The sequence below is a fragment of the Paenibacillus sp. cl6col genome, assembly GCF_900102125.1.
Taxonomy (GTDB): domain Bacteria; phylum Bacillota; class Bacilli; order Paenibacillales; family Paenibacillaceae; genus Paenibacillus_B; species Paenibacillus_B suaedae.
In genome coordinates this window covers 205,835-227,167 of the sequence record NZ_FNAZ01000001.1, presented here as the reverse complement: position 1 = coordinate 227,167, position 21,333 = coordinate 205,835, and the positions used below count along the sequence as shown (strand labels likewise).

Here is a 21,333-nt window from a genome sequence, read left to right as displayed (position 1 = left end):
CTTCTAGGTAAAGGTGAAGCCCGTTGTACGTGATAGGGCAGTAATGAGATCCTGGGCTGCCTTATCAGGTGAAAAATGAGTGAGCGTATGGTGCATAGCAATTTGGCCCTTGGTAGACGCTTCCGCATAATTGGTAACGACATGCCGCATCTGGCTGCGCAGGGCGTCTACAGAAGCCTCAGCCCACAGCTGATCACTCTGGTATCCTTGGTAATAAGGCTGAGGCCTTACGGGTACGAGGTGGTAGGGGATTAAGTAACTGTTATATTCATTCAAGAAATCAAGATGACCACCCCAGCCGGTTACAATGATAGGCACTCCCCTCATAGCGGCTTCCAATACGGGATAGCCGACACCTTCTCCACGGCTCGGCAGCACAAATGCATGACTGCTTCGATATAAGGCATCCATCTCCATCTCGCTGCGCAGTTCCAAATCGATATAGACCTGAGCAGGATGATGTGTCAGCTGCAGTTCTCTCTTCCAATGCTCCATCATGTGATATACCTCTGCGGTACCTGCTGTCTTAATAATGAGACATACCGGATCAGCCGCCGTAAATTCACTCCAGAAGGCTTTGAGCAAGATGTCTATTCCTTTGCGATCAATCCAAGAACATACGGACAAAAATCGGAATGGCGGTAAATGATTCACGTACTGCGGTGTATGCTCAGGAGCAGGAGGATGATAGGGTTCGGAGAGACAGGGCCGAACGTAATGCAGCGGTACGTTAACGCCGGATTGGCGAAAAACATTGATATTATGAATGCTGGGCAGCAGGATGCCGCTCATTTGATTTGCTTGTTTAATCCAATTATCTGGTATCTTCGACGTTTCCCAGTAGGTAAATCCGAATGAAGCCCGAAGCTTTCTCCGCCAGAGGTCCGGAATATAGTGGTATACACTAACGCGGCGACCAGCGCTGCGTCGCTTTCTCAGCAAGTGCTCCAGTATAGAACGTTGATCTGGGGGAAGTCCTACTTGCGGTAGTCCTTGATAGGTTTCAAGGCTTACATCTACGCCGGCAGCATGCAGTGCGAGTACATATTCTCTGGTTGCCTTAGCATATCCAGTGGAATCGAATACTGTGCCATGCCATATAACTTGCGCCATCCTAATATTCCCTCCAATCTAGCTATCGTTATTGTACTCGGAAGCATGCTTCATGCGTCACGGCTACTCCCACGAATCTTAGTGCAGAATGCAGCATAAGGATTAACTGATTGCTGCGTTCAACAAGATATCGCTTCCGAGGGAGTGTGGATAATGAGAATTATGATATGGTGCGCGAATATGATATCGGCAGGCGGCGGAGCAAGATTGCTATCGAATATGCTGCCTGCGATGGCTCGGCAGGTTGATATTGATCTCGTACGATTAGTCATTGCACCTGACACGAAGTTCAAAGAGAGAATCGATACGGTCAGCTATCCGAATATCAACATTGTGTATTTTAACGGAAGCATTCAATCGCCAGAAGCGAGGGTGCTGTTAGCAGATTGCCATGTTGTGTATTTCTTCTGGCCGCATGGGCCTGCTTATGTGAAGGTAGATCTTCCGACGATATGCACCTTTCATGATGCAACTATCTTTGACTTTGTACCACCCTATGTGTCAGGAGCCGTTATTGAGCAGGCTTGGCGGGAAGCGAAGGAATGGCTCAGTAACATGACCTCAATTGTCGTATCCTCACGCCATGTACAGACTAGGCTGCTCCATCATTTCGGAGAGGTAGGCAACAGCGCGACCATTATTCCGCACGCCATACTGCCAGCAGATCCGATAAGTCATCTCGTCAGCGATAACGTGAGCCCTGATGTGGCCGTCCGTCTCCCGCCGCAATATGTGGTCTACCCAAGTAATATATCTCCGCACAAAAATCACTATAATCTGCTGTTGGGATATTCCAGGTGCACCGCAGTTAACAAAGTCCCGCTCGTACTGTTTGGACATAATACAGAATTGCTGCGAGTTGTCCCTCCACAATGGCCGGAACAAATGTATGTGCCTACGCTGATTTCTTTATTAGCAAGGACAGGGCTTTGCTTGGATGCAGACATCTATCCGCTGGGGTTCATTCATGACTCGAACGTGATTCCTCTAGTTCGCAACGCGCAAGCACTTATTATGCCGAGCATGTCGGAGGGGGGAGGAAGCTACCCCGTAGAAGAAGCGCTGCGTCTTGGTGTACCGGTGCTGTGCTCGGATATTCCTGTGATGAGAGAGCATATGGCAAGACATAGCGCGGAGATCATCTGGTTCGATCCAGAATCCCCTGATTCCATCGCACAAGCACTGAATTTATTTTTTGAACATTCCAGTCATTACAAATCGTCTGCTGTGCAGGGCATGAATGATCCAACAGACACGTGGGATTATATTGCAAGCCAATATATTCATGTCTTCCGCGTTGCCTATTTGAAATATTACGGCATGATTTAGACCGGGTTCGATATAACATGTTGGAGAAGGGCGTAGTATTCGTTCGCAACATCCGACCAGCTTCGCTGCATTGCTCCTTGAATCACTGCCTGTTGTCCTGGCACTAAGGTGTGGCGATATACCCATAGAGCGCGAAGACTGGCTTCGATCTCGTCTACGGAGTATGGATTGAAGGCCAGGAAGGCGCTCATATTGGGAATAATTTCGTTTGTCACCTCTAGATTGGCTGCAGCGACAGGCGTTCCTACCGTTAAAGATTCAAGAATAGGGAAAGGACAGCTGCCTTCAAACAAGGTAGGCACGATTGTGCCGATTGCATATTTGTAGAGAGAAGGCATGTCGGAGGTCGGAATTCTGCCGATGAACATGAGACTGTTTATAATCTCAGGATCTTGTACATGATGCAGCATGCGCATGACATCGGCTTCTTTTGGACTGCTGGACAATTGATCAGTGAAGACGAGTCGCAGACGCGAATGGTATCCGTCTATCGTTAATCGGAATTGAATAAATGCAGCAAGAAGCCGCTCGAAATTTTTGTGAAGGCGAAGTACGGTTGGAAATACGATATATTCATGATGAAGCTGATATTTCGCTCTAAAATGCTGCTGATCCATAAATGAAAAGGTTTGATACTCGTCACTAGGTGGAGCAAGTCGGATGACATGCGTTTTGTGTGCAGGCAGCCCAGCAATGCCAATTGCATGGTGAGTTCGCACATAATTCGAGTTCGATACAACCGCCGCGGCTTTATGCAAAATATAATAGCCATTTCGATCCACACGGTGACAAAATTCTGGGTAGGTAGTGAAATAAAGCTCTTTAAACTGATGATGAACGAGATCATGCAGACATAAAATATACGGCTTTTTTAAAAACATGGCCAAATCGAGCGAGATAATGGGGACGATCCATATCTCAGCGGGTACATTCGTATTGAAATGCTCTACATTATTGGAATGGTGAATATGAACTCTGCCCGGAAACATTGGTCTTAACGGTGAGAAAGACTGTTCTGCATCTGCGTAATTATAGCCAGTAGCAGCAATATGAATGTGCACATGTGGGAAGTTGGACAACATTCCTCGCGTAAGCCGATACAGGAAGCGGCCAATTCCTTCACCATCCATGGCAAGCGGGTGCGGATAAGCTAGGAAAATCCCAATATGCTGAACCGTTCGCGGGGACGATGTCAGGATGGAATAAGGGTTGGGCTCCGATTTCAATGGTAGCTGCGGATGTGCAAGCAATTGTTGAAATTCTGTGGTATTCAAAAATTGCCGAAGCATTAGTTTCTTGCTATGTCTGGCCATTAATCCCTTTAGATGACCTTGCAAGCCCAGTGAGTCTGGATTGCGGCATAACAGTTCATCATATAAGGAATGGATGAAGAAAAAAGGCTCCGCGGCGTAAAAACGCCGAATGAGACTAGCAGCGGAAGTAGCTTCAGTAGGAATAAAACTTGTAGGGGGCCTAAGGTAGTTCTGCTCTGCCTCCTCACTGCACATGACTTGCTCAATAATACTTAGTTTGGTCTGCTGAGAAGTCAACAATCTCATATAGTGCTGATATTCTATCATTCCTGGTTCGCGGTTAAGGAGCTGCCGGAACAACTCGGCGATGAATTGTTGACCATCCTGCCTCCAGATTGCTTGTATAAAATGGATGAGTCGATATTGCAGATCCAATAATGTCTCCTCCTAACAGCTCATTTGTTCGTCACAGTATATCTTGCAAGGATTGGCAGATATACTGAATGTCCTGTTTGGTTAATTCGCCATGGCTGGGAAGATTCATGCCTTGCGAAGCAATTCGGTTGGCGACTGGATATTCTTCATACAGCTGGCCATCGCGATAAGGAGGCAGGATGTGCATCGGATAGAAGAATGGCCGGGTTTCAATTCCTTTGTCCTTCAGCTGCTGCATGACATGATCTCGCTGCTGCTCAGAATAGCCGTTCAGCACAATACTGAACATCCAGAATACATTTTTGGCCCATATTCGCTGTACAGGCAGTGTCAGCCGGCTGTCGTGCTTCAAGTAATCATAATAATGCATCGCTACTCGGATTCGCTCTCGAATATGCCACTCAACCTTCTCCAATTGGGCGCACCCGATGGCAGCTTGAATGTTCGTCATTCGATAGTTGTAACCGATGACCGGATGCCAGTACTTTTTGTTCTTATCTATTCCTTGGCCTCGCAGCAATCTTATTTTCTCTGCAATGGCTTCGTTGTTTGTCGTGACAACACCGCCTTCCCCAGTTGTAATGACTTTATTGCCGAATAGGCTGAATGTCGCTGTATGTCCCAGCGCTCCTGCCATTCTCCCTTTGTACTGCGCCCCAATCGCTTCAGCAGCATCTTCAATGACAAACAGATCATATTTGTGAGCAAGCTCCATGATTGGATCCATGTCGGCGGGATGCCCATATAGATGTACCGCGATAATGCCCTTCGTACGGGAAGTGATTTTTTGCTCGATTGCTCGAATGTCCATGTTCCACGTATCGGCTTCAACGTCAACGAATACAGGTAGTGCGCCGCAATACGTCACCGCATTTGCTGTCGCAACGAACGTAAGTGTAGGTACGATGACTTCGTCACCTGGTCCGACATCATGAGCAAGCAGGGCAAGATGCAGTGCTGTTGTTCCATTGCTGCAGGCGATTGCATGCTTCGATTGGCAGAAGGCAGCGAATTGCTGCTCGAATTGATCCAGATATGGGCCGTTGGAAGAGATCCAGGTCGTATTCAAACAATCCAGCACATATTTCGTTTCATTTCCATTCAAGACAGGGGTTGCTATAGGGTAGTATTTGTTCATGTTATTTCCCTCCAACATTCATGTCTGCAATTAGCTCGATTTAACCGTGAATCTGCTTAATGACGCGAGCTGGAACCCCAACAGCAACACAGGATTCTGGAATATTGCGAATGGCAACAGAACCAGCCCCCAAAATAGACCATGCCCCAATGGTAACCCCGTCGATTACTTTGGAGCCTGTGCCGAGAAAGCCTCCTTCTTTAACATGTACATTCCCAGAGAGTGTGGTGCCAGGAGCAATATGACACGCACGCTCTATCACGGATTCATGATCGATTGTGGCACCTGTGTTAATGACTGCGTAGTGATGGACTTGAGCTTCTGCATTTATGACCGCGTTGTGCATGATTGCAATTCCTGATCCTAACTGTGAAGAGGGGGCAACATAAGCGAACGGGCTGATGGCATTGATCAGGGTAAAGCCCAGCTTCTCTACTTGAACTGCTATTTTGTAACGCAGCTTGTTGTCTCCGATTGCTACAAAGGCATGGCGTATGTCATCCGCGAATAAAGTAGGCAAGATAGAATCATCGCCTAATAGGGGAATCCCCATAATCTGCGGCTTCTCCGATTTATCCGTACATCCAATGATCTCTATCGATGAATCATGCTGCAAAATATCGATAATCACTTTTGCATGTCCGCCTGCACCAATAATTACAGTCTTTTGCTTGCTTGACACGAAGCACTTCCTCCTGACTACAGTGTCTGTAATGATACATTATGATGATGGTGAGAGGGACGACTTAGGCATAACAAATGATTGCGTCTAAAATGGGTGAAATACGGACGTTCGTGTGCCAAAAGAGAGGCAGGGCAGGGGGACTGTCTGCATTCAATAGAAGGCACCTCTGCAAAATAAAGAGAGCCGGGCTTATATCCCGGCTAATTCAAGAGTCTGTTTAAGCTTGTTCATATTCACAATGAGATTATCGGAGCCGCATGCGGGCTTGGGAGGAAGTTCTACGTCGCATATGACCTCATAGTATTCGAGCTGTGCAAGGCAGCTGATTCTCCAAAAGTAATCATCGACAATTGTGTACGGTGTGAGTTCTATGAACTTGGTGCCTGGATTGCAGAAGACAAGATTCGCATTACCGCTGCCTATTGGGGCGATGATTTCCTTGGCGGAAGCAAATAACGAGATTTTGTCTTGCATGGACAATGTGGATAAAGCAACGCGTTGATAACCTTTGGGGGTCAATAGATTCATTACTTCCTCTTCGTTGAGCACATAACGCATTTTTGCATCTTGCCGAGTAATATATATTTTCTCGTAACCCTCTATCCGTTGTGTGGGATGCTTAGGCAGAAGGCGACCACGTATGAACTGGAAGGCCCATTGAGGACTCTTTCCGATGATAACGGGGACGGAGGGCGCTACTAATGTTTTGGCTTGAAGGTGGAAATGATTCGTGTCGACTTGAATAAGTTTGTCCAGAGGAAGACCGAGCATTTGAATCGATTCATATTGAAAAGGGTGACTAAGTTTGCCAATTACATATTTATCGATAGGGATCCCGCTCTGTTCCAGCAAGTAAAGACGTGGTAAAATATCGAACATCCAGTGGCCCAATATATCCTGGGTTCTTGCGACTTCAGCGATATTCCACCCCCAAGCCAGAGCAGCTGCAGTCCCCTCAAAATAGGAGGGAGGTGGCAATGAAGTGAACGAATAAGGATAGGATAATTCCATATCGAGTAGGCGTTTATTATCGGGTGCAACCACGTAGCAGTTGCCTGTAGCAAAGCGGCCATTGGGGATACTGACTACGAACGTCTCATCATAATGGCAGGTCGATGGCCAACGCGGAGGATCGATACCTCTTGAGGGCTGCATTTGCAGATCATGTTGCGGAACGATTACTTTGTACACTTGTTCGATCGAGCAGTGCTGCGTGGACGCATAGGCTTGCACCCAATCGATCGTCTTTCTATGAAATTGATCAGGAATGGTGTACATGCCTCAGTCTTACCTCCCTTTTCAAAATAGAATCGTTAGTCGTAACAGATTCTCTACATGACGAGCATCTCCTATTCGATTCCAGCCAGATGAAGTACGTGCCGCAGCTTATTTAGATCCACATACAAATTATCGGCACCTCCGACTTGCTTTGCAGGGTACTCAATGTCGCAGATGATTTCATAGTAGTCAAGCCCTGCATGATTGCTTATTTTCCAAAAGTAATCGTCCGTAACAGTATGCGGCGTCATTTCAATGACCTTCGTACCGGGATTGCAGAAGGCAAAGTTAATGTTCCCGCTCCCGAAGGGGGCAACGACTGCTTGAGCAGAAGAGTATATCGCGATCTTCTCAGCAGTTGTTAGCGGAGTAAGCACAATTTTGGTAAATCCTTTGGAATGCAACAGCTCCAGCACCTCGTCTTCATTGATCACGAAGCGAGCGAAAGCATCCTGTCTAGTGACGTAAATTCGTTCATATCCGCTGACAGGTTGAACCGGATGGTTGTCTTTCAGTTGTCTCCGTATATATTCATATGCCCAGCGAGGACTTTTGCCTGTCATCCATGGTACTGCCGGGACAAGAAGTCTCTCGGCCATGATATGGAATTCATTTCGATCGGCCTGAATAAGCCGCTCAAGCGGGATACCCAGCATGTCCAACGATTCATATTGGAAGGAATGCGTTAGTTTGCCGATGACATATTTGTCAATTGGTATTCCGCTCTGCTGGAGCAAGTGAAATCGCGGCAATATGTCAAAAAACCAATGTCCGAAAATGGCTTGTGTGAATACGAGATCCGGAATATTCCATCCCCATACAACGGTAGCAATCGTCCCGGGATAATATTCTGGCGGAGGCAGAGCTTGAGAAGCGTACGGATAATAATATTCCACGTCAAGCAGCCGTTTTTGATCCGGTGTGACCACATAGCAACTTCCAGTAATGAGGCGTCCACCCGGAATTGTGGCGACAAAAGCCTCATCATAGCTGCATATAGTAGACCAGCGGATAGGATCGATGCCTTTTGGAGGACGCAGTGCGAGTGATTCTTTTGGATAAATGACTTGGTAAAAGAGTTCGAATGGTAGATGCTGTTGTGCCGCATAGGTGGCAGCCCAGTCTCTTGCTTTCTCGTAAAATTGTTCTGGGATGGTAAACATATTCTCTTCCCTCCCTATTAGATAGAGTTGTGTTCAATCAAGTATTTCCCTTCAGATTCCATTGCTAGCTTACGATATTCTATTCTATGTAGAGAGAGTGGCTTTGAGATACGGCGTATAGGACGGAAAAATTTTTTTCAACAAGTAACATAGAGAGAGAAGCGGTTCTGATATTTTGATAGTTATAGTTTTTACCTATAAAAACAATAGCTTTTATATCTTAGTCAACCTCGTTCATTTGTGATACAACAGGAATAACATTACTTGAACGAGGAGTGGCAGACATGGCAGAAGTGAAGAAGATAGCGATTGTTGCTGGCGATGGAATCGGACCGGAAGTCGTAAGAGAAGCGGAGAAGGTATTGAAGCGTACGGAGGAACTTTTCGGATATTCGTTCGAGACGAGTCATGGACTGTTCGGGGGAGTCGCGATAGACGAGAAGGGAACGCCGCTGCCTGAGGAGACGCTGGCTCTATGCAAGGATGCAGATGCGGTTCTATTAGGAGCAGTTGGAGGGCCGAAGTGGGACAACAATCCGAAGGAGCTTCGTCCTGAGACTGGACTGCTTGGCATTCGCAAGGCTCTCGGTTTGTTCTCTAATATTCGTCCTGCAGTCGTATTTGACTGTTTGAAGGATGCATCCACATTGAAGCCTGAAGTGCTTGAAGGTACGGATCTAATTGTCGTACGTGAACTGACGGGCGGGATTTACTTCGGAGAGAAGTTCCGCCGCGAGGGCGAACATGGACAGGAAGCCGTTGATACTTGTGTCTACAATGTACAGGAAGTCGAGCGCATTGTACGCCAAGCATTCGAGGTTGCTCAGAAGCGCCGCAAGAAGCTGGCTTCGGTAGATAAGGCGAACGTGCTTGAGACTTCGCGCTTGTGGAGAGAGACGGTGAACCGCGTTGCACCTGAATATCCAGATGTGGAGCTGGAGCATGTATTGGTGGATAACTGCGCGATGCAGCTGCTGCGTCGTCCGGCAAGCTTCGACGTTATCGTCACCGAGAATATGTTCGGTGATATCTTAAGTGACGAAGCAGCCATGCTCACCGGTTCTATCGGCATGCTATCCTCTGCTTCCTTAGGGGAAGGCAGCTTCGGTCTGTACGAGCCCGTACATGGTTCGGCGCCGGATATTGCAGGGCAAGGAATTGCGAATCCAATTGCGACCATTCTATCGGTTGCTCTCATGTTCCGATTGACATTCGGCTATGAAGATGCGGCACAATCCATTGAAGATGCAGTGAAGGAAGTGCTGGATAGCGGACATCGGACAGGCGATATCGCTACAGATAAGTCTAAGGCGATCGGAACGGAAGCAATGGGCGATCTGATTGTGGCAGCTATGACAAAATAATGGGATGATGATAAGGCCAACTCTTAGAAGGATGAGTTGGCCTTTGCTTTGTTGCCAGTCATTTTGGACAGACATTCATGGGAATGATCAGCTCTATAAGATGACAATAGCTCCAGTAAGCCGTTGATTGCATGCAGGTTGGTTTGGGGCGTGTCATTTTTGAATCGAACGGGTAGAATGATATAATAAATGACACCAATTCAGTTAGTACTTAGGAGGAATTTAGCTTGGCAGAACGTTTGGTAGGCAGACCTGCTCCAGAATTCAATATGGAAACTGCAAAAGGTGACGGACAAGGATTTGGAGCAGCATCTTTGTCGGATTACCGGGAGAAATGGCTCGTATTTTTCTTTTACCCGCTCGATTTCACATTTGTATGCCCGACCGAGATAACGGCATTGAGCGAAGCTGCGGAAGAGTTCAAAGCATTGAACACGGAAATCTTAGGGGTATCCGTTGATTCCATCCACAGCCACAAAGCATGGATCAATACACCAAGAGAGCTGAATGGTCTTGGCAAAATCAACTTCCCGCTCGCCTCCGATATTACGAAGAATGTTGCACGCGACTATGGCGTCTTAATAGAAGAGGACGGCATTGCACTGCGTGGCTTGTTCATTATTGACCCAGAGGGCGAATTGAAATATCAAGTCGTGAACCATAACAATGTAGGACGCAGCGTAGAGGAGACGCTTCGTGTGCTGCAGGCGCTGCAGTCCGGCGGGTTATGCCCAATCAATTGGAAGCCGGGCGATAAGAACTTGAACGCCTAGACGGTCTGCCACTTGATATATAGCAAGGCAAATGAAAGGAAAGCCCCGCAGAAATCTGCGGGGCTTATTCGTGTATGAAAGAGAGATATCGAATTCAACAGCTAGAGGGAATCGAAATGTGAGGTTATTCAAGCTCAAAGTTCAAGCTAAACCGGCTGCGGCTGCCTCCAATTGCTTGTATTTCTCAATATACTTCAGAACGGTATGAATGTATGTTGCATGTGACCAAGTTAAGGGTGCAACGGACAGTGGAGAACCATCAAATGGATCCAACTGCTCAGGAAGCAATCCGCTTGCCAGACTGTGTGCTTCCACCCAGCGCAAGGTATCATGTGCGGCTTGCAGATCCTTCAGGTTGGAGGCGGTAGCGATGTCATGGTCTGCGAACCAGAGGGTGCATATAATCCACGGATTGCCAGGAGCAAGGCTCGGATCAGTGCTGCGCTGGAAGTAGTAATCCCGCCAGTAGCGCGCAATCCCCCCAGTCTGGCTGCGAATGGACAGCTTGCTCTTCAATACGCGAACGGTTGACAGCACCCGCTCATCGTCAGCAGGAAGTACACCGAACATATAAATGGCTAGAATACTGCTCTCGGGCGTACAATCCTGAGCCCATTTCCCTTCTTTCCGGTACAGTCCGCGTACGAAGCATCCGGCTTCTTCATTCCATAGATGGGCAAGCATCGCTGTCTTGATTTCCTCTGCGGCGCTGCGGAATCGGTCAGCTCGTTCCTCATCCCCGAACAGAGATGCGAAGTTGGAAGCAGCCACTAAGCCGCTGTAAACAGCTGAAGCGGTGAAGGTGAATATTCCATACCGCTCCTCCCATAGATCATAGCTAGGCAGGGGGAGCTTCAATTCGGGATCGCGGTAGTGAATCATGAACTTGGCAGCCTTGCGGATTAAGGATTGATAGAGTGATTGAGGGAGCTCAATGTCACGGTGATGTTCATAATATCTCCACAGTGCCCACAGCACAAGTCCGGTCTCGTCCTCTTGGATCGGCAGTTGCGATTTGCCGTCGCGCAGATAGGGATGCCAGCTGGAACCGACGGTGCCGTCAGGATTATACTTGTGCAGCAAGTATCCCTCCGCAGTCAGCGCATCAGCACAGAAGCGGAAGAAGGGGGCTGTCATCCCATGGTATCCCGCAGCGGACATCGCTTCCGCGACAAGTGCGCCATCCCGAGGCCACATGTAGCTGTAATGATCCCGATTGAATTGCATAATGTCCGTATCATTCGCTGCAATGATTGCCCCGTTCACGTCTGTCTGCGTGCGAATGATAAGCAGGCTGAGCTTAAATAGGCGTATCAGCTCAGGTTCCAGATCGGAGAAATCAAGCTGGTGCTGATTCGACCAACGCTTCCAGTAGGTGCTGACACGCTGGATCAGTTGTGCAGGGCCGCTGTCTCGTACATATCGATCAAGTTGTTTCACCTCTTCAAGCCGTTCACCAACACTGAGCCAATAATAGCTCTCCCGACTGTCTGAGCCGGGGACGATGGTGCGCAAGCAGATCGTGCTGTCAACAGAGCCTTGGGCGATAGGATTTCCCATAAGATGCCCATCCTCTGCGTCCTTCCACGTTCCCTCTGCCTGATGAAATCGCTTGATGCCTGTCGTGTATTGGTGTATGCCCGCTATTTCACCATGATGCTGGGTGATGCAGCCATTGAACATGAAGTAGCGATCTTTTTTGTAATGAAATAACGTGCCATTGTCAGGGTAAAATCCTGCTGTATCGCCAACTTCCGTTTCATTGATGGACAGATCCTGATGGAAAAATAAGCGTACTTCACGTGGGTTTGGATTACCATTCGAGATGACAATCCGCTTCAAGTAGATCGAATCCCGCTGATGAACGGCATCATTCATATGAAGTACAATACCAAGCCCTTCGTGTTCGGCGGTTACATCGGTAACAAGTGAATCTTCTTGATAAGCCAGGCGAATGTTCCATTCTGGATCACCTAGCCAGCTGAATTGACCTTCCACCCATACCCCGAGACGGCTGGGATAGCCGGCTGTATGATTCAGTTGACCAACATACGGATAATAGACATCCCTTACATAGGCGTGCTCGTCAAGGTTCACGAGAAATTTGCCATTTCCAACGACTAGATGGCGCGGCACGTCATCACTTCCTTAACGGGGACTGCGTCTGGATTAACCGTCCTGCATATTCATGAGCTAGAATTCGCGCCTTGGTCATACTGTCTGCTTGTGAAATAACGCGGAACAATGGCTCTTCTTGATCCGGCTGAATAAGAATGGAGCCCTCAGGCGTCTCAATCTTAATTCCATCTAGAAATTCCGCGCGATAGGAGGACTGGCGAACCCACTCGGTCATTTCGCGCATGACACTGCCTTTGTCAGAACGGGGGCAGGTCACTTCTTCAATGGCGGTATGCAAGGCTGGAATATCCGCAACAAGTCCGTTCAGCGGCTGTCCGGTGTCTGCCATGAGCTGCAAAATCAGACTAATCGCATATAAGCGATGTGCCGCAGGCAACAAGGCGATGCCGCTCGTGGCTTCCATCTGGGAGCGAAGCGGCTCCTGCGTCCGTACGACTCTTACCCCGCTGCGACTGACAATCTGCTCTGCTGTAACAGGAGCGCTGATCGGCACCCCGATGCTCGCGTTGACTCCCGTTTGGACAAGCGCCTGCAGCAGTAGCGGAAGAAGATGATTATGATGCATGCTTGTGCCGTCACTCATATAGATGCGGAACCCTTCATCTTCGGTCAGCATGATGCCCATGTCAGCCTGAACATTTCGAATATGCTCAATAACGGCAGCTGGGGATGGCACATCAGATTGGGTATGAAGCAGGATGCCTCCGGTCAGAGAAGACCATTGTTGAACGAGTGCCGATTCTGCACCTGAGCTCTGAACGATGAGCTTGAAGCTTGCAGATTGAATTAGATTGAAGTCAATGGCCTTGGATAGTGTTGTAAAATAGGAGGTTATCGCGTGTTCTTCACTTCTTCTGCGCCCCATATATTCGATTGGTGTTCGCGCAAAGTCTTCTTGGAAGTAGGCATTTTCGATCTTACGCTCCAAGCCTTTCGCGAATGGCATTCCTCTTGCATCCATCCAGTTCATCACCATTTGTTCGAACTTGGCATCCTCGCTAGCGGACAGTACCTTGAAATGAATGCCGCCATCGGCCTTCAATGTGGTAACAGCATGCCGCAAGCATTCCAGAGGAGCGTCTCCGATATCAATGATATGAATGCCCTGTGATTGAAGTCCTGCTGCACAGGCATTCTTCATTATGGTGTCAAAAGGATGCGAAGATGCAGCCAGAACAATAGATGATTCCCGATTGAGGATCGATCCATAAGCACAGGCCAGCTTGCCGATAAATTCTGGGGTCAGCTCGCTATTCGGACTTCCGCATATTTTGCTGCCCTTGAACAGTGAGGCAGCTGCATTGCCCCAGATAAGCGTAGCATTTACGATGCTATGCGCTTCAACCTCTTTGTTCGGCCACAGTTTAACTTGAGAACGGATATGGGATTTATCGCCGATCGTACAGCCGCTTCCAATAACGGCGCCTTCTTGAATGTGTACATCACTGCCGATGTTCGTGCGATGGAGCAGGATCGCATCTTCAATGTCGCAGTGCTTGGCAACGCGGTTTCCGTTCCACAAGATGGAGCGCGTAAGTGCGCTGTGCGGGAACACAATATTGCCGGAGCCGAGAATGGTATATGGTCCGATCGAGCAGGAAGGGTGGAGAATCGAATCTGATCCGATATAGGCAGGTCCGCTCAGTCTAATACGGGAAGGGAGCCTTACGCCTGACTCTACGAATAGACCTGGCATCGGTTCTGCTGCTTGAATGTGCACATCTACGCGGCGATCGAGCATATCGAATTGAGTCTGCCGATATTGCTGTAAGTTTCCAATATCTGACCAGTATCCGGAAGCAGTATATCCGTATAGTCGCTGCTGTTCTTGAAGCAGTCTTGGGAAGAGATGCAGACTGAAGTCATAGCTTTCCCGCTCCGGAATCCAATCTAATATTTCTGGCTCCAATATATAGATGCCAGTATTGACGGTATCGCTGAATATTTCTCCGTAACTAGGCTTCTCAAGGAAGCGGGAGACCCGGCCCTCATCATCGGTCATGACCACCCCATATTCGAGAGGCAAGCTTACTTGCGTCAGTACCATCGTAGCGATTGCCTGCTTCTCCTTATGATAGTGGATGGCCTGGCGCAGATTGAAGTCGGTCAAGGCATCGCCGCTGATAACGATGAACGATTCGTTAAGGAAGGACTCAGCATTCTTAATGCTGCCTGCCGTACCGAGAGGAGCGTCCTCCTCGAAATAATGCAGCTGCACGCCATATTTGGAGCCGTCACCGAAATGGTTGCGAATCACATCGGGCAAATATTGTACGGTAACGGCGATTTGATGAATGTCGTACCTCTTCAACAATTCAATAATGTATTCCATGCACGGACGATTCAATAGGGGAACCATTGGCTTGGGTGTGCCTAGTGTCAACGGTCGAAGCCGTGTACCTTTGCCGCCTGCCATAATCACTGCCTTCATCGAGCGATCACTCCTTCATATACTTGTCTCGTTGACACAGCTATCGTATTCCAGTCGTAGTGCGCTCGAACCTTCTGTTGTGCTTTTGCAGCCATTTGAGCAGCTCGCTCAGGATGGAGGAGGAGATCCGTTACATGCCATGCTAATGATTCAATATGACCTGGGAGTGCTTTGTATCCATCTACAGCATGATCAATGATTTCAGCGAGTCCACCCGTGTCTGATACGACAACAGGTGTTCCGAACCGCATTGCTTCAAGCGCAACGATTCCGAAGGGTTCATATAGACTGGGGAATACACATACCGATGAGGCTGCAATCCACGCATCCCGTGCCTCATCCTGTACAAATCCAGCGAAGAGGATATGTTCTTGCAGTCCTAACTGTGCGGCCTGAGCCTCTAATTGCTGTCTCATGGGTCCAGTACCGGCGATAATCAGCTTCGCTTGTGGAACAGACTGTATAATAAGTGGCATTGCCTCAATGAGAATATGGATGCCCTTCTCATAGACAAGGCGGCCAACATAGAAGAGAAGTTGGGAATCTACTAGATCAGTGCGATGTTCTAGGTTGTTGATCGAACCAGCTGATATAGCTGCGTCAATCGCGTCAACCCCATTTGGTATCATGGTAACGCGCTGCCGTGTAAGATCGAACAGAGATGCGACCTCCTGAATCATGGCATGGCTGCACACAATGGTATGGTCGGCCTCTGCTGTCAAGCTTGCTTCCATGTCATGGATTCGCTGCTGAAGCTCGCCGTGCAGCCGGCCATGATTGCGTCCATGCTCGGTGGCATGAATGGTAGCAACCAGCGGCCAATGGTAAGTCTGCTTCAAGTCTGCTGCGGCAGGGTAGACGAGCCAATCATGGGCGTGCATGAGGTCGAAGGTCAGACCGGCATCTATGAGATCATCAACGAGTAATGAAATGGCAGCGTTCATATGGAACACCCAATCCATGAACTCTAGTGGTGAAGCTGTCTGTATAAGTGGAGCACGATAGACGTGAACCCCATCCATTAGCTCATATTCAGGTGCGCCCGGCACTTCGCGAGTGACTACATGAATTTCGCATTGCTTCTTGCTTAAATGACGGGAGAGATCATATACAGCTCGTGACAGCCCGCCTACAACGAGCGGCGGGAACTCCCAAGCTATCATTAAGATGCGTTTGTTGGAACGATATTGTGGATGATGTGCCAAAATAGGTTGGGGACAGTTGAATGGTATAGTTCGTTTGGTAGGGGGATAGGCTGCATTGAAATGGTACATTCGCTCGATTGAATGCCTAGCTCTGCTGGATAGAAGCCGATAATCAACTGTAGGGAAGCAAGGGTATTCTCTCTCCATCCGCTCGACAAGTACTTGGTCGTATACGCCCCGCTCAATCATGTACAGCAAGTTGTGGCATCTCTCCAGATGCTGAGTCGTTCGCATCCCAGCATACTCGGTCACCGTCCCCGCATCTACGATGAAAGCCCAATCGCTGCTCGCTGCGAGCATCCATTCGGTGATAGCTTGATTGATAATGCGCTCTTGCATGTCATGGAAGCTTGAAGCTGCCTCCTTATCGATATGGGATACAGTGTGCAGGATTCGATCTTCCGTCTCATGAAGACGTGGATACATCCAGTCATTTCCCTGCTGCAGCCAGACATCCGCATATCCGCCGCGTCCCCAACTACAGAACGATAATTGAGCCTTTTCCTGATTGGGGTATCGCGATAGGTAATCACTTGGTGTTACGAACTCAATGCGTTGTGTATGATGGCGGGTTCGTTCCGACTGCTCTCGGAATAATGCTTCTATCCATAGCGGGCCTTCGAACCACCAATGTCCGAATAGTTCCGCATCATAGGGGCTGATGGCGATCGGAAGGCGATCCCCATCTACTTGAGCCGCTTCAAGTTGAAGTTCTCTGTTGTTCAAGAAGTGACGTGCGTGTTCCCTAGCTTTGTGCAGGGCCCATTCTGGTCGGTATGGTTCTTTAGGAACGTCATGTACTCCGGTAATACGATAATATTTGAGTCCTGTATTGATTCGTGCTTCATTTTCCAGCAGGTGAGGACGAATATAATCCCATTCATCTGCACTGTTCCAGCCAAGATCGTAGCCGATGTCGCGATAGTATTCTCGATAATCATGGTCACCCGGATACCCTTCGTGCGTGCTCCATACTTGTCTTGAGGAATCTGGATCGCGTGCGAAGGCGAAGACCCCTCCTCCTGTATCGATAGGAGCATAATGCATGGCTGTTGGCTGCGGCATTGCATTGACGAATCCATGGTGATCGACAATAAAATATTGAATCCCGCATTCCTGGAGTAGCGGGCTAAGTTCTGGTGCATAGGCACACTCTGGCAGCCAGATTCCGTGAGGCCGTCTGCCGAGCAGCCGCTCGTGTTCCCGCATCCCCACCTCAATTTGAAGGTAAGCTAGGGATGGCTGCTTAATTAGAGGAAGGAAGGCATGAGTTGCAGCACATGTCATGCATTCCAAGTTCCCTTTTTGGACATAATGCCGATATCCATTAATGACATTGCCTTCGAGCCGAGCGTAGATGGACTTCAATTGATGCCACCGCTCCACATACATTGCAGCGACGTCCTGCAGGTCATTGCGGCCTGCCAATCTCTTTACTTCGGATTCAGCCAAGTCAATTGAACGCTGCAAGTGGGATTCAAACCGCACTTTCATCTCCGCATCGTTCATCATGGACAGCAAAGTCGGGGTTAACGTCATCGTAAGGCGAAACGGGATGTTGTCTCGCTCAAGCTGGCCGAAGGTATGAAGCAGAGGGAGGTACGTCTCCAACATGGCTTCGAAAAACCAGCGTTCTTCCAATGTGCGCTGTACATGCGGGTGGCGCACATAAGGCAAATGTGCATGCAGAACGAGGGATACTAATCCTTGCGTGTGCATGCTGGGATGAGAGCTTACTGGGACAAATGCGTTCATTCACAAACTCCTTCTCGATTTTCATATAACGTATAAGATGAGAATGATGGAAATGGCGATCCAGCTTCTGTTTGTTCCAAATGTATGGCTTGTAAGGCACCCATCTGCTCAGGGAATTCGCCATATGATTGCAAGTAGGGGGTATGAACGAATGTTGAACGTGCAAGTGGTACAAAGGATTGCGATGCCGGAATGATCCCATAATCAGCTATGTATGAACGATTTGGCTTAACAGGATGCAGATATACGGAGCTCTCATGCGATTCCACGGGATGCAGCAATACTTGGTTAGATGCGCCTAGCTTGCAGTGAGGGAAATCGGCACGCGGTACTTCATACAGCTGTATCGCTTTGGTCATTTCGTTCCAGCCTATTCGATAGTGTCGCTCTACGGCTGCTTGTGTGCGTGCTGTGATGAACCAATAGGCGAATAAGGTAAAGGGGTCTTTAAGTAATAATCGCAAGGCAGAATGTTGACGATAGGATGATGGCGTCCGTGCATCGGCAGCAGGAATAAGCGCTCCTCCTTTCCTGGAAATCACTTCATGCTTCAACCTATACTATCCATGCAATCGGTGTTTCATGTCTGTTCCTTTTATGAATATTTGAAAAAAGGATTGGAACCTTTGAAAATGAAAATGCTTTTACATTTGATTTCAAACTTGGCAATATTGACGCTCATACATGTTCATGACGCTTCTTCAAGCTTGAATGTAACAGACCTTCCGAAAGTTTCATGACATCGTCGTATTGATTGTCAGAATGCATTAACTGCTCGAACCAGCTTGACGATATGGATGAAAATGCGTCTTGCTTCCCATCTGCATAGTGCACAACTAATTTGAGGTTTGATTCGTCATAATGTACGTATTGAATTTGCTTCGAGGCGATGAACAGTACATTTGATTTCATAAGTATGCCTCCCGCTTCTTTGTATTATTTACATCTATATGCCCATGGGCGCACAGTTATACGCGGGGAGCTTAAGGTAGGACGTTTGAAGGAAGTTTTATCAGAATTAAAGGAATTATTAGAGGAGCTATCGAATACACTACAATAATCTTAGCTTACCGCAGAGCGAGGAGGGAGAACATGAGCTTTTGTTGTGGAGCAAGCATGATCGGGACAACGGGTACCCTGCAGCATTATCGAACACGCATTCATAATGTTCCCCTGCTGCTGTGTCCGGTCTGTCATCGCATTGAAGTCCATTACTTAGTTGAAAGCGAATACGAAATACTGGCGGAATATTCATCAGATGACGGCGCTGAAGAAATTGACTTCCGTGACTATGTACACACAGATGATGAAGGTATGTTCGAGAACTGTATTAATCAAGAGCATGATGATCCGCTAGAGCTAGTGAAGACACAAATCGATAATGCGCTTGATTTACTTGCATTGGCCAAGCAGTGGAAAGATACACAATGGGAAGCGGAGCTGAAGCGTCGATTGGCCCTAATGAGTCGTCGCAGAGCGAAGCTGCTGAAGCAGAAATAGAAGCTGTCTGTCATATAGGGATAGAGGAAGAGGCGGCAGCCGATCGTCAAACAGCGTGCTCCGAGGCGCGTTCATCGTAGGGCGATAGGCGCATGGCGCCTCTTTGTCGTGCAATGAGATGGGCATTTTAGCTTACTTTTAAGGGAAATGAGTTTATTTGTCCATTTTCGACATTATCTAGTGTTGACGATTTTGCCAAAAGTTTACTATGATGAAGCTGTTGGGACGAACCTGGATACGGTTACCGTACAAATGAGGTGAGCCACATTGACCACGGACTGCAAGCATCAAGTGCGAAGTGAGAATGAGTGGATTCAAAGATATTGTAGAGGGCTGTGGAATTATATCATGAACGGGGACGAGAAGGAACTGCATGTGGCGAGGGAATTAGCCATGGAGCTACATTCACTGGAACTGCAGCAGGATCTTCTTAGCTTGCACGAGGATGCAATGTTTACTGTTCTGGCCCATGTTGACTGGAATGATGGGGTTAAGGCATTTCATCGTTCGTTTCTATATTTCTTAGAGTGGATGATAGCTATAAAGACAGAAGAGAGAGGCAAGGAGGGGATTGCAGTGGCGCTGAACCCGATACGTGAGCCTTGGATTCAGTCCGCACAAGCTTTATTTTCCACCAAGAGCGTTCGTGACAAATACGAGAACGTGCTTCAGCATATGGATAGCGGAATCGTATTATTTGACTGCAGCGGCGTACTGTCTTTCATTAATGTGGAGACCGCCAAGCTGTTGGATGTACCACGCAAAGCACTTGTAGGTTGTTCCTTGCGTGAAATGCTTTTTCATCCTTTACTCAAAAGGGACAAGCGGAAAATGCTCCTCCGTCTCTATAAAGATACTATCCTCCAAAGAAAGCGCTATCACGAATTCTCCGATCGTCTGGACCGACATTATCTTGTCACCGTCACCTACGGGGATCAGATGGATGGCGATTATTTATTTAGCATTAAAGATGTATCTGACTTCAAGCGCATCGAACAAACGGCATATCAAAATGACAAGCTCGCTATTCTTGGTAAAATCGCCGCAGCTATTGCGCATGAAATACGCAACCCATTAACCTCGATTCGCGGCTTCATTCAATTGCTCAGGCCGCATCTGATGCAGCTTGGCAAGGAAGAGTACGCGAAGATTATTCTCGCAGAAATTGATCGTGCCAATGATATCATCTTTGAATTTCTGAATTCCTCCAAACCATCAGCTCCTATGACCTCAGAAGTTCCTGTCTCATCCCTTCTACGAGAGGTTGTTCTCCTGACCGAAAGCGATGCTGTTATGAAAGGCTGCGTGATTGAATTAGTCGACAACTCCGCTTCGGGCTCATTATATGTATCCATTGATGTGAAGCAGATTAAGCAGGTTATATTGAATATGATACGCAATGCGATTGACGCGATTGATGATGTGGCCGCTGTACGGAAAGGGCATATCCGCATCGTGACGGAGCGGGACGGTCGGTTCGCGAAGATACATATTCGGGATAATGGAAGAGGGATGTCCCTGAAGACGATGGAGCGCTTATTCGATCCATTCTTCACAACGAAGGCCGATGGTACTGGACTCGGGTTGTCTGTCAGTTATCGAATTATTAAAAATCACGGCGGGTTAATTGAGGTAGACAGCCAAGAGGGAGAATGGACGCTGTTTACGATTCGATTGCCGCTCGCATAAATACTTGTAAGGGCAAGAAGCCTCACCAACGCAGCCGATGTCTGCCGTTATGAAGCCACAACGATCAGGGTTGTGGTACAATA

16 protein-coding genes are annotated in these 21,333 nt (G+C 48.0%); 5 read left to right on the top strand and 11 right to left on the bottom strand.

Annotated elements, in window-relative coordinates:
- Window positions 1-3: 3 nt before the first annotated feature.
- Window positions 4-1,113: a glycosyltransferase family 4 protein gene (locus BLS15_RS00950; protein ID WP_021254505.1), complete on the bottom strand. Its 1,110-nt coding sequence runs from the start codon at window positions 1,111-1,113 to the stop codon at window positions 4-6.
- A 153-nt stretch (window positions 1,114-1,266) separates the two neighbouring features.
- On the opposite strand from BLS15_RS00950, the gene BLS15_RS00945 reads away from it, so the two are divergent.
- Window positions 1,267-2,442 (top strand): glycosyltransferase, encoded by a 1,176-nt coding sequence (locus BLS15_RS00945; protein ID WP_021254506.1) that lies wholly within the window; start codon window positions 1,267-1,269, stop codon window positions 2,440-2,442.
- Here the strand turns inward: BLS15_RS00945 and BLS15_RS00940 are convergent.
- The 5 genes from BLS15_RS00940 to BLS15_RS00920 form a co-directional block, all read right to left on the bottom strand.
- On the bottom strand, window positions 2,439-4,130 hold the full coding sequence (locus BLS15_RS00940; protein WP_139170619.1) for a DUF4214 domain-containing protein: 1,692 nt from the start codon (window positions 4,128-4,130) through the stop codon (window positions 2,439-2,441). The two genes, BLS15_RS00945 and BLS15_RS00940, sit on opposite strands and share 4 nt — an antisense overlap.
- Window positions 4,131-4,161: 31 nt before the next feature.
- The gene (locus BLS15_RS00935; protein WP_021254508.1) at window positions 4,162-5,268 is read right to left on the bottom strand and encodes a DegT/DnrJ/EryC1/StrS family aminotransferase; all 1,107 of its coding nucleotides are present in this window, start codon (window positions 5,266-5,268) and stop codon (window positions 4,162-4,164) included.
- A 40-nt stretch (window positions 5,269-5,308) separates the two neighbouring features.
- The gene (locus BLS15_RS00930) at window positions 5,309-5,950 is read right to left on the bottom strand and encodes an acetyltransferase (protein ID WP_021254509.1); all 642 of its coding nucleotides are present in this window, start codon (window positions 5,948-5,950) and stop codon (window positions 5,309-5,311) included.
- A gap of 192 nt (window positions 5,951-6,142) precedes the next feature.
- Window positions 6,143-7,231: a glycosyltransferase family 61 protein gene (locus tag BLS15_RS00925; protein WP_021254510.1), complete on the bottom strand. Its 1,089-nt coding sequence runs from the start codon at window positions 7,229-7,231 to the stop codon at window positions 6,143-6,145.
- 71 nt (window positions 7,232-7,302) lie between these two features.
- Complete coding sequence (locus BLS15_RS00920; protein WP_021254511.1) at window positions 7,303-8,394, bottom strand: glycosyltransferase family 61 protein; 1,092 nt, start codon at window positions 8,392-8,394, stop codon at window positions 7,303-7,305.
- A gap of 284 nt (window positions 8,395-8,678) precedes the next feature.
- Between BLS15_RS00920 and leuB the strand changes: the two genes are divergently transcribed.
- On the top strand, window positions 8,679-9,758 hold the full coding sequence (gene leuB / locus BLS15_RS00915) for a 3-isopropylmalate dehydrogenase (protein ID WP_021254512.1): 1,080 nt from the start codon (window positions 8,679-8,681) through the stop codon (window positions 9,756-9,758).
- Window positions 9,759-9,985: 227 nt separating this feature from the next.
- On the top strand, window positions 9,986-10,531 hold the full coding sequence (locus BLS15_RS00910) for a peroxiredoxin (protein ID WP_021254513.1): 546 nt from the start codon (window positions 9,986-9,988) through the stop codon (window positions 10,529-10,531).
- Window positions 10,532-10,672: 141 nt separating this feature from the next.
- On the opposite strand, the gene BLS15_RS00905 is transcribed toward BLS15_RS00910, so the two are convergent.
- The 5 genes from BLS15_RS00905 to BLS15_RS00885 all read right to left on the bottom strand — a co-directional run bounded on the left by BLS15_RS00905 (window position 10,673) and on the right by BLS15_RS00885 (window position 18,973).
- The gene (locus BLS15_RS00905; protein WP_021254514.1) at window positions 10,673-12,667 is read right to left on the bottom strand and encodes a glycoside hydrolase family 15 protein; all 1,995 of its coding nucleotides are present in this window, start codon (window positions 12,665-12,667) and stop codon (window positions 10,673-10,675) included.
- 4 nt (window positions 12,668-12,671) lie between these two features.
- Window positions 12,672-15,101, bottom strand: coding sequence for a sugar phosphate nucleotidyltransferase (locus BLS15_RS00900; protein ID WP_021254515.1), 2,430 nt, complete (start codon window positions 15,099-15,101; stop codon window positions 12,672-12,674).
- The gene (locus tag BLS15_RS00895; RefSeq protein ID WP_021254516.1) at window positions 15,098-18,061 is read right to left on the bottom strand and encodes a 1,4-alpha-glucan branching protein domain-containing protein; all 2,964 of its coding nucleotides are present in this window, start codon (window positions 18,059-18,061) and stop codon (window positions 15,098-15,100) included. The genes BLS15_RS00900 and BLS15_RS00895 overlap by 4 nt, the downstream gene beginning before the upstream one ends.
- The gene (locus BLS15_RS00890) at window positions 18,058-18,603 is read right to left on the bottom strand and encodes a DUF4912 domain-containing protein (protein WP_161627136.1); all 546 of its coding nucleotides are present in this window, start codon (window positions 18,601-18,603) and stop codon (window positions 18,058-18,060) included. The genes BLS15_RS00895 and BLS15_RS00890 overlap by 4 nt, the downstream gene beginning before the upstream one ends.
- A gap of 136 nt (window positions 18,604-18,739) precedes the next feature.
- A complete protein-coding gene (locus BLS15_RS00885) occupies window positions 18,740-18,973 on the bottom strand; it encodes a KTSC domain-containing protein (protein ID WP_021254518.1) in 234 nt (77 codons plus the stop codon).
- 180 nt (window positions 18,974-19,153) lie between these two features.
- Here BLS15_RS00885 and BLS15_RS00880 point away from each other — a divergent pair, with 180 nt between their 5' ends.
- Both BLS15_RS00880 and BLS15_RS00875 read left to right on the top strand, forming a co-directional pair.
- The gene (locus BLS15_RS00880; RefSeq protein WP_021254519.1) at window positions 19,154-19,561 is read left to right on the top strand and encodes a hypothetical protein; all 408 of its coding nucleotides are present in this window, start codon (window positions 19,154-19,156) and stop codon (window positions 19,559-19,561) included.
- Between the two features lie 267 nt (window positions 19,562-19,828).
- Complete coding sequence (locus BLS15_RS00875) at window positions 19,829-21,250, top strand: ATP-binding protein (RefSeq protein ID WP_021254520.1); 1,422 nt, start codon at window positions 19,829-19,831, stop codon at window positions 21,248-21,250.
- Window positions 21,251-21,333 lie beyond the last annotated feature (83 nt).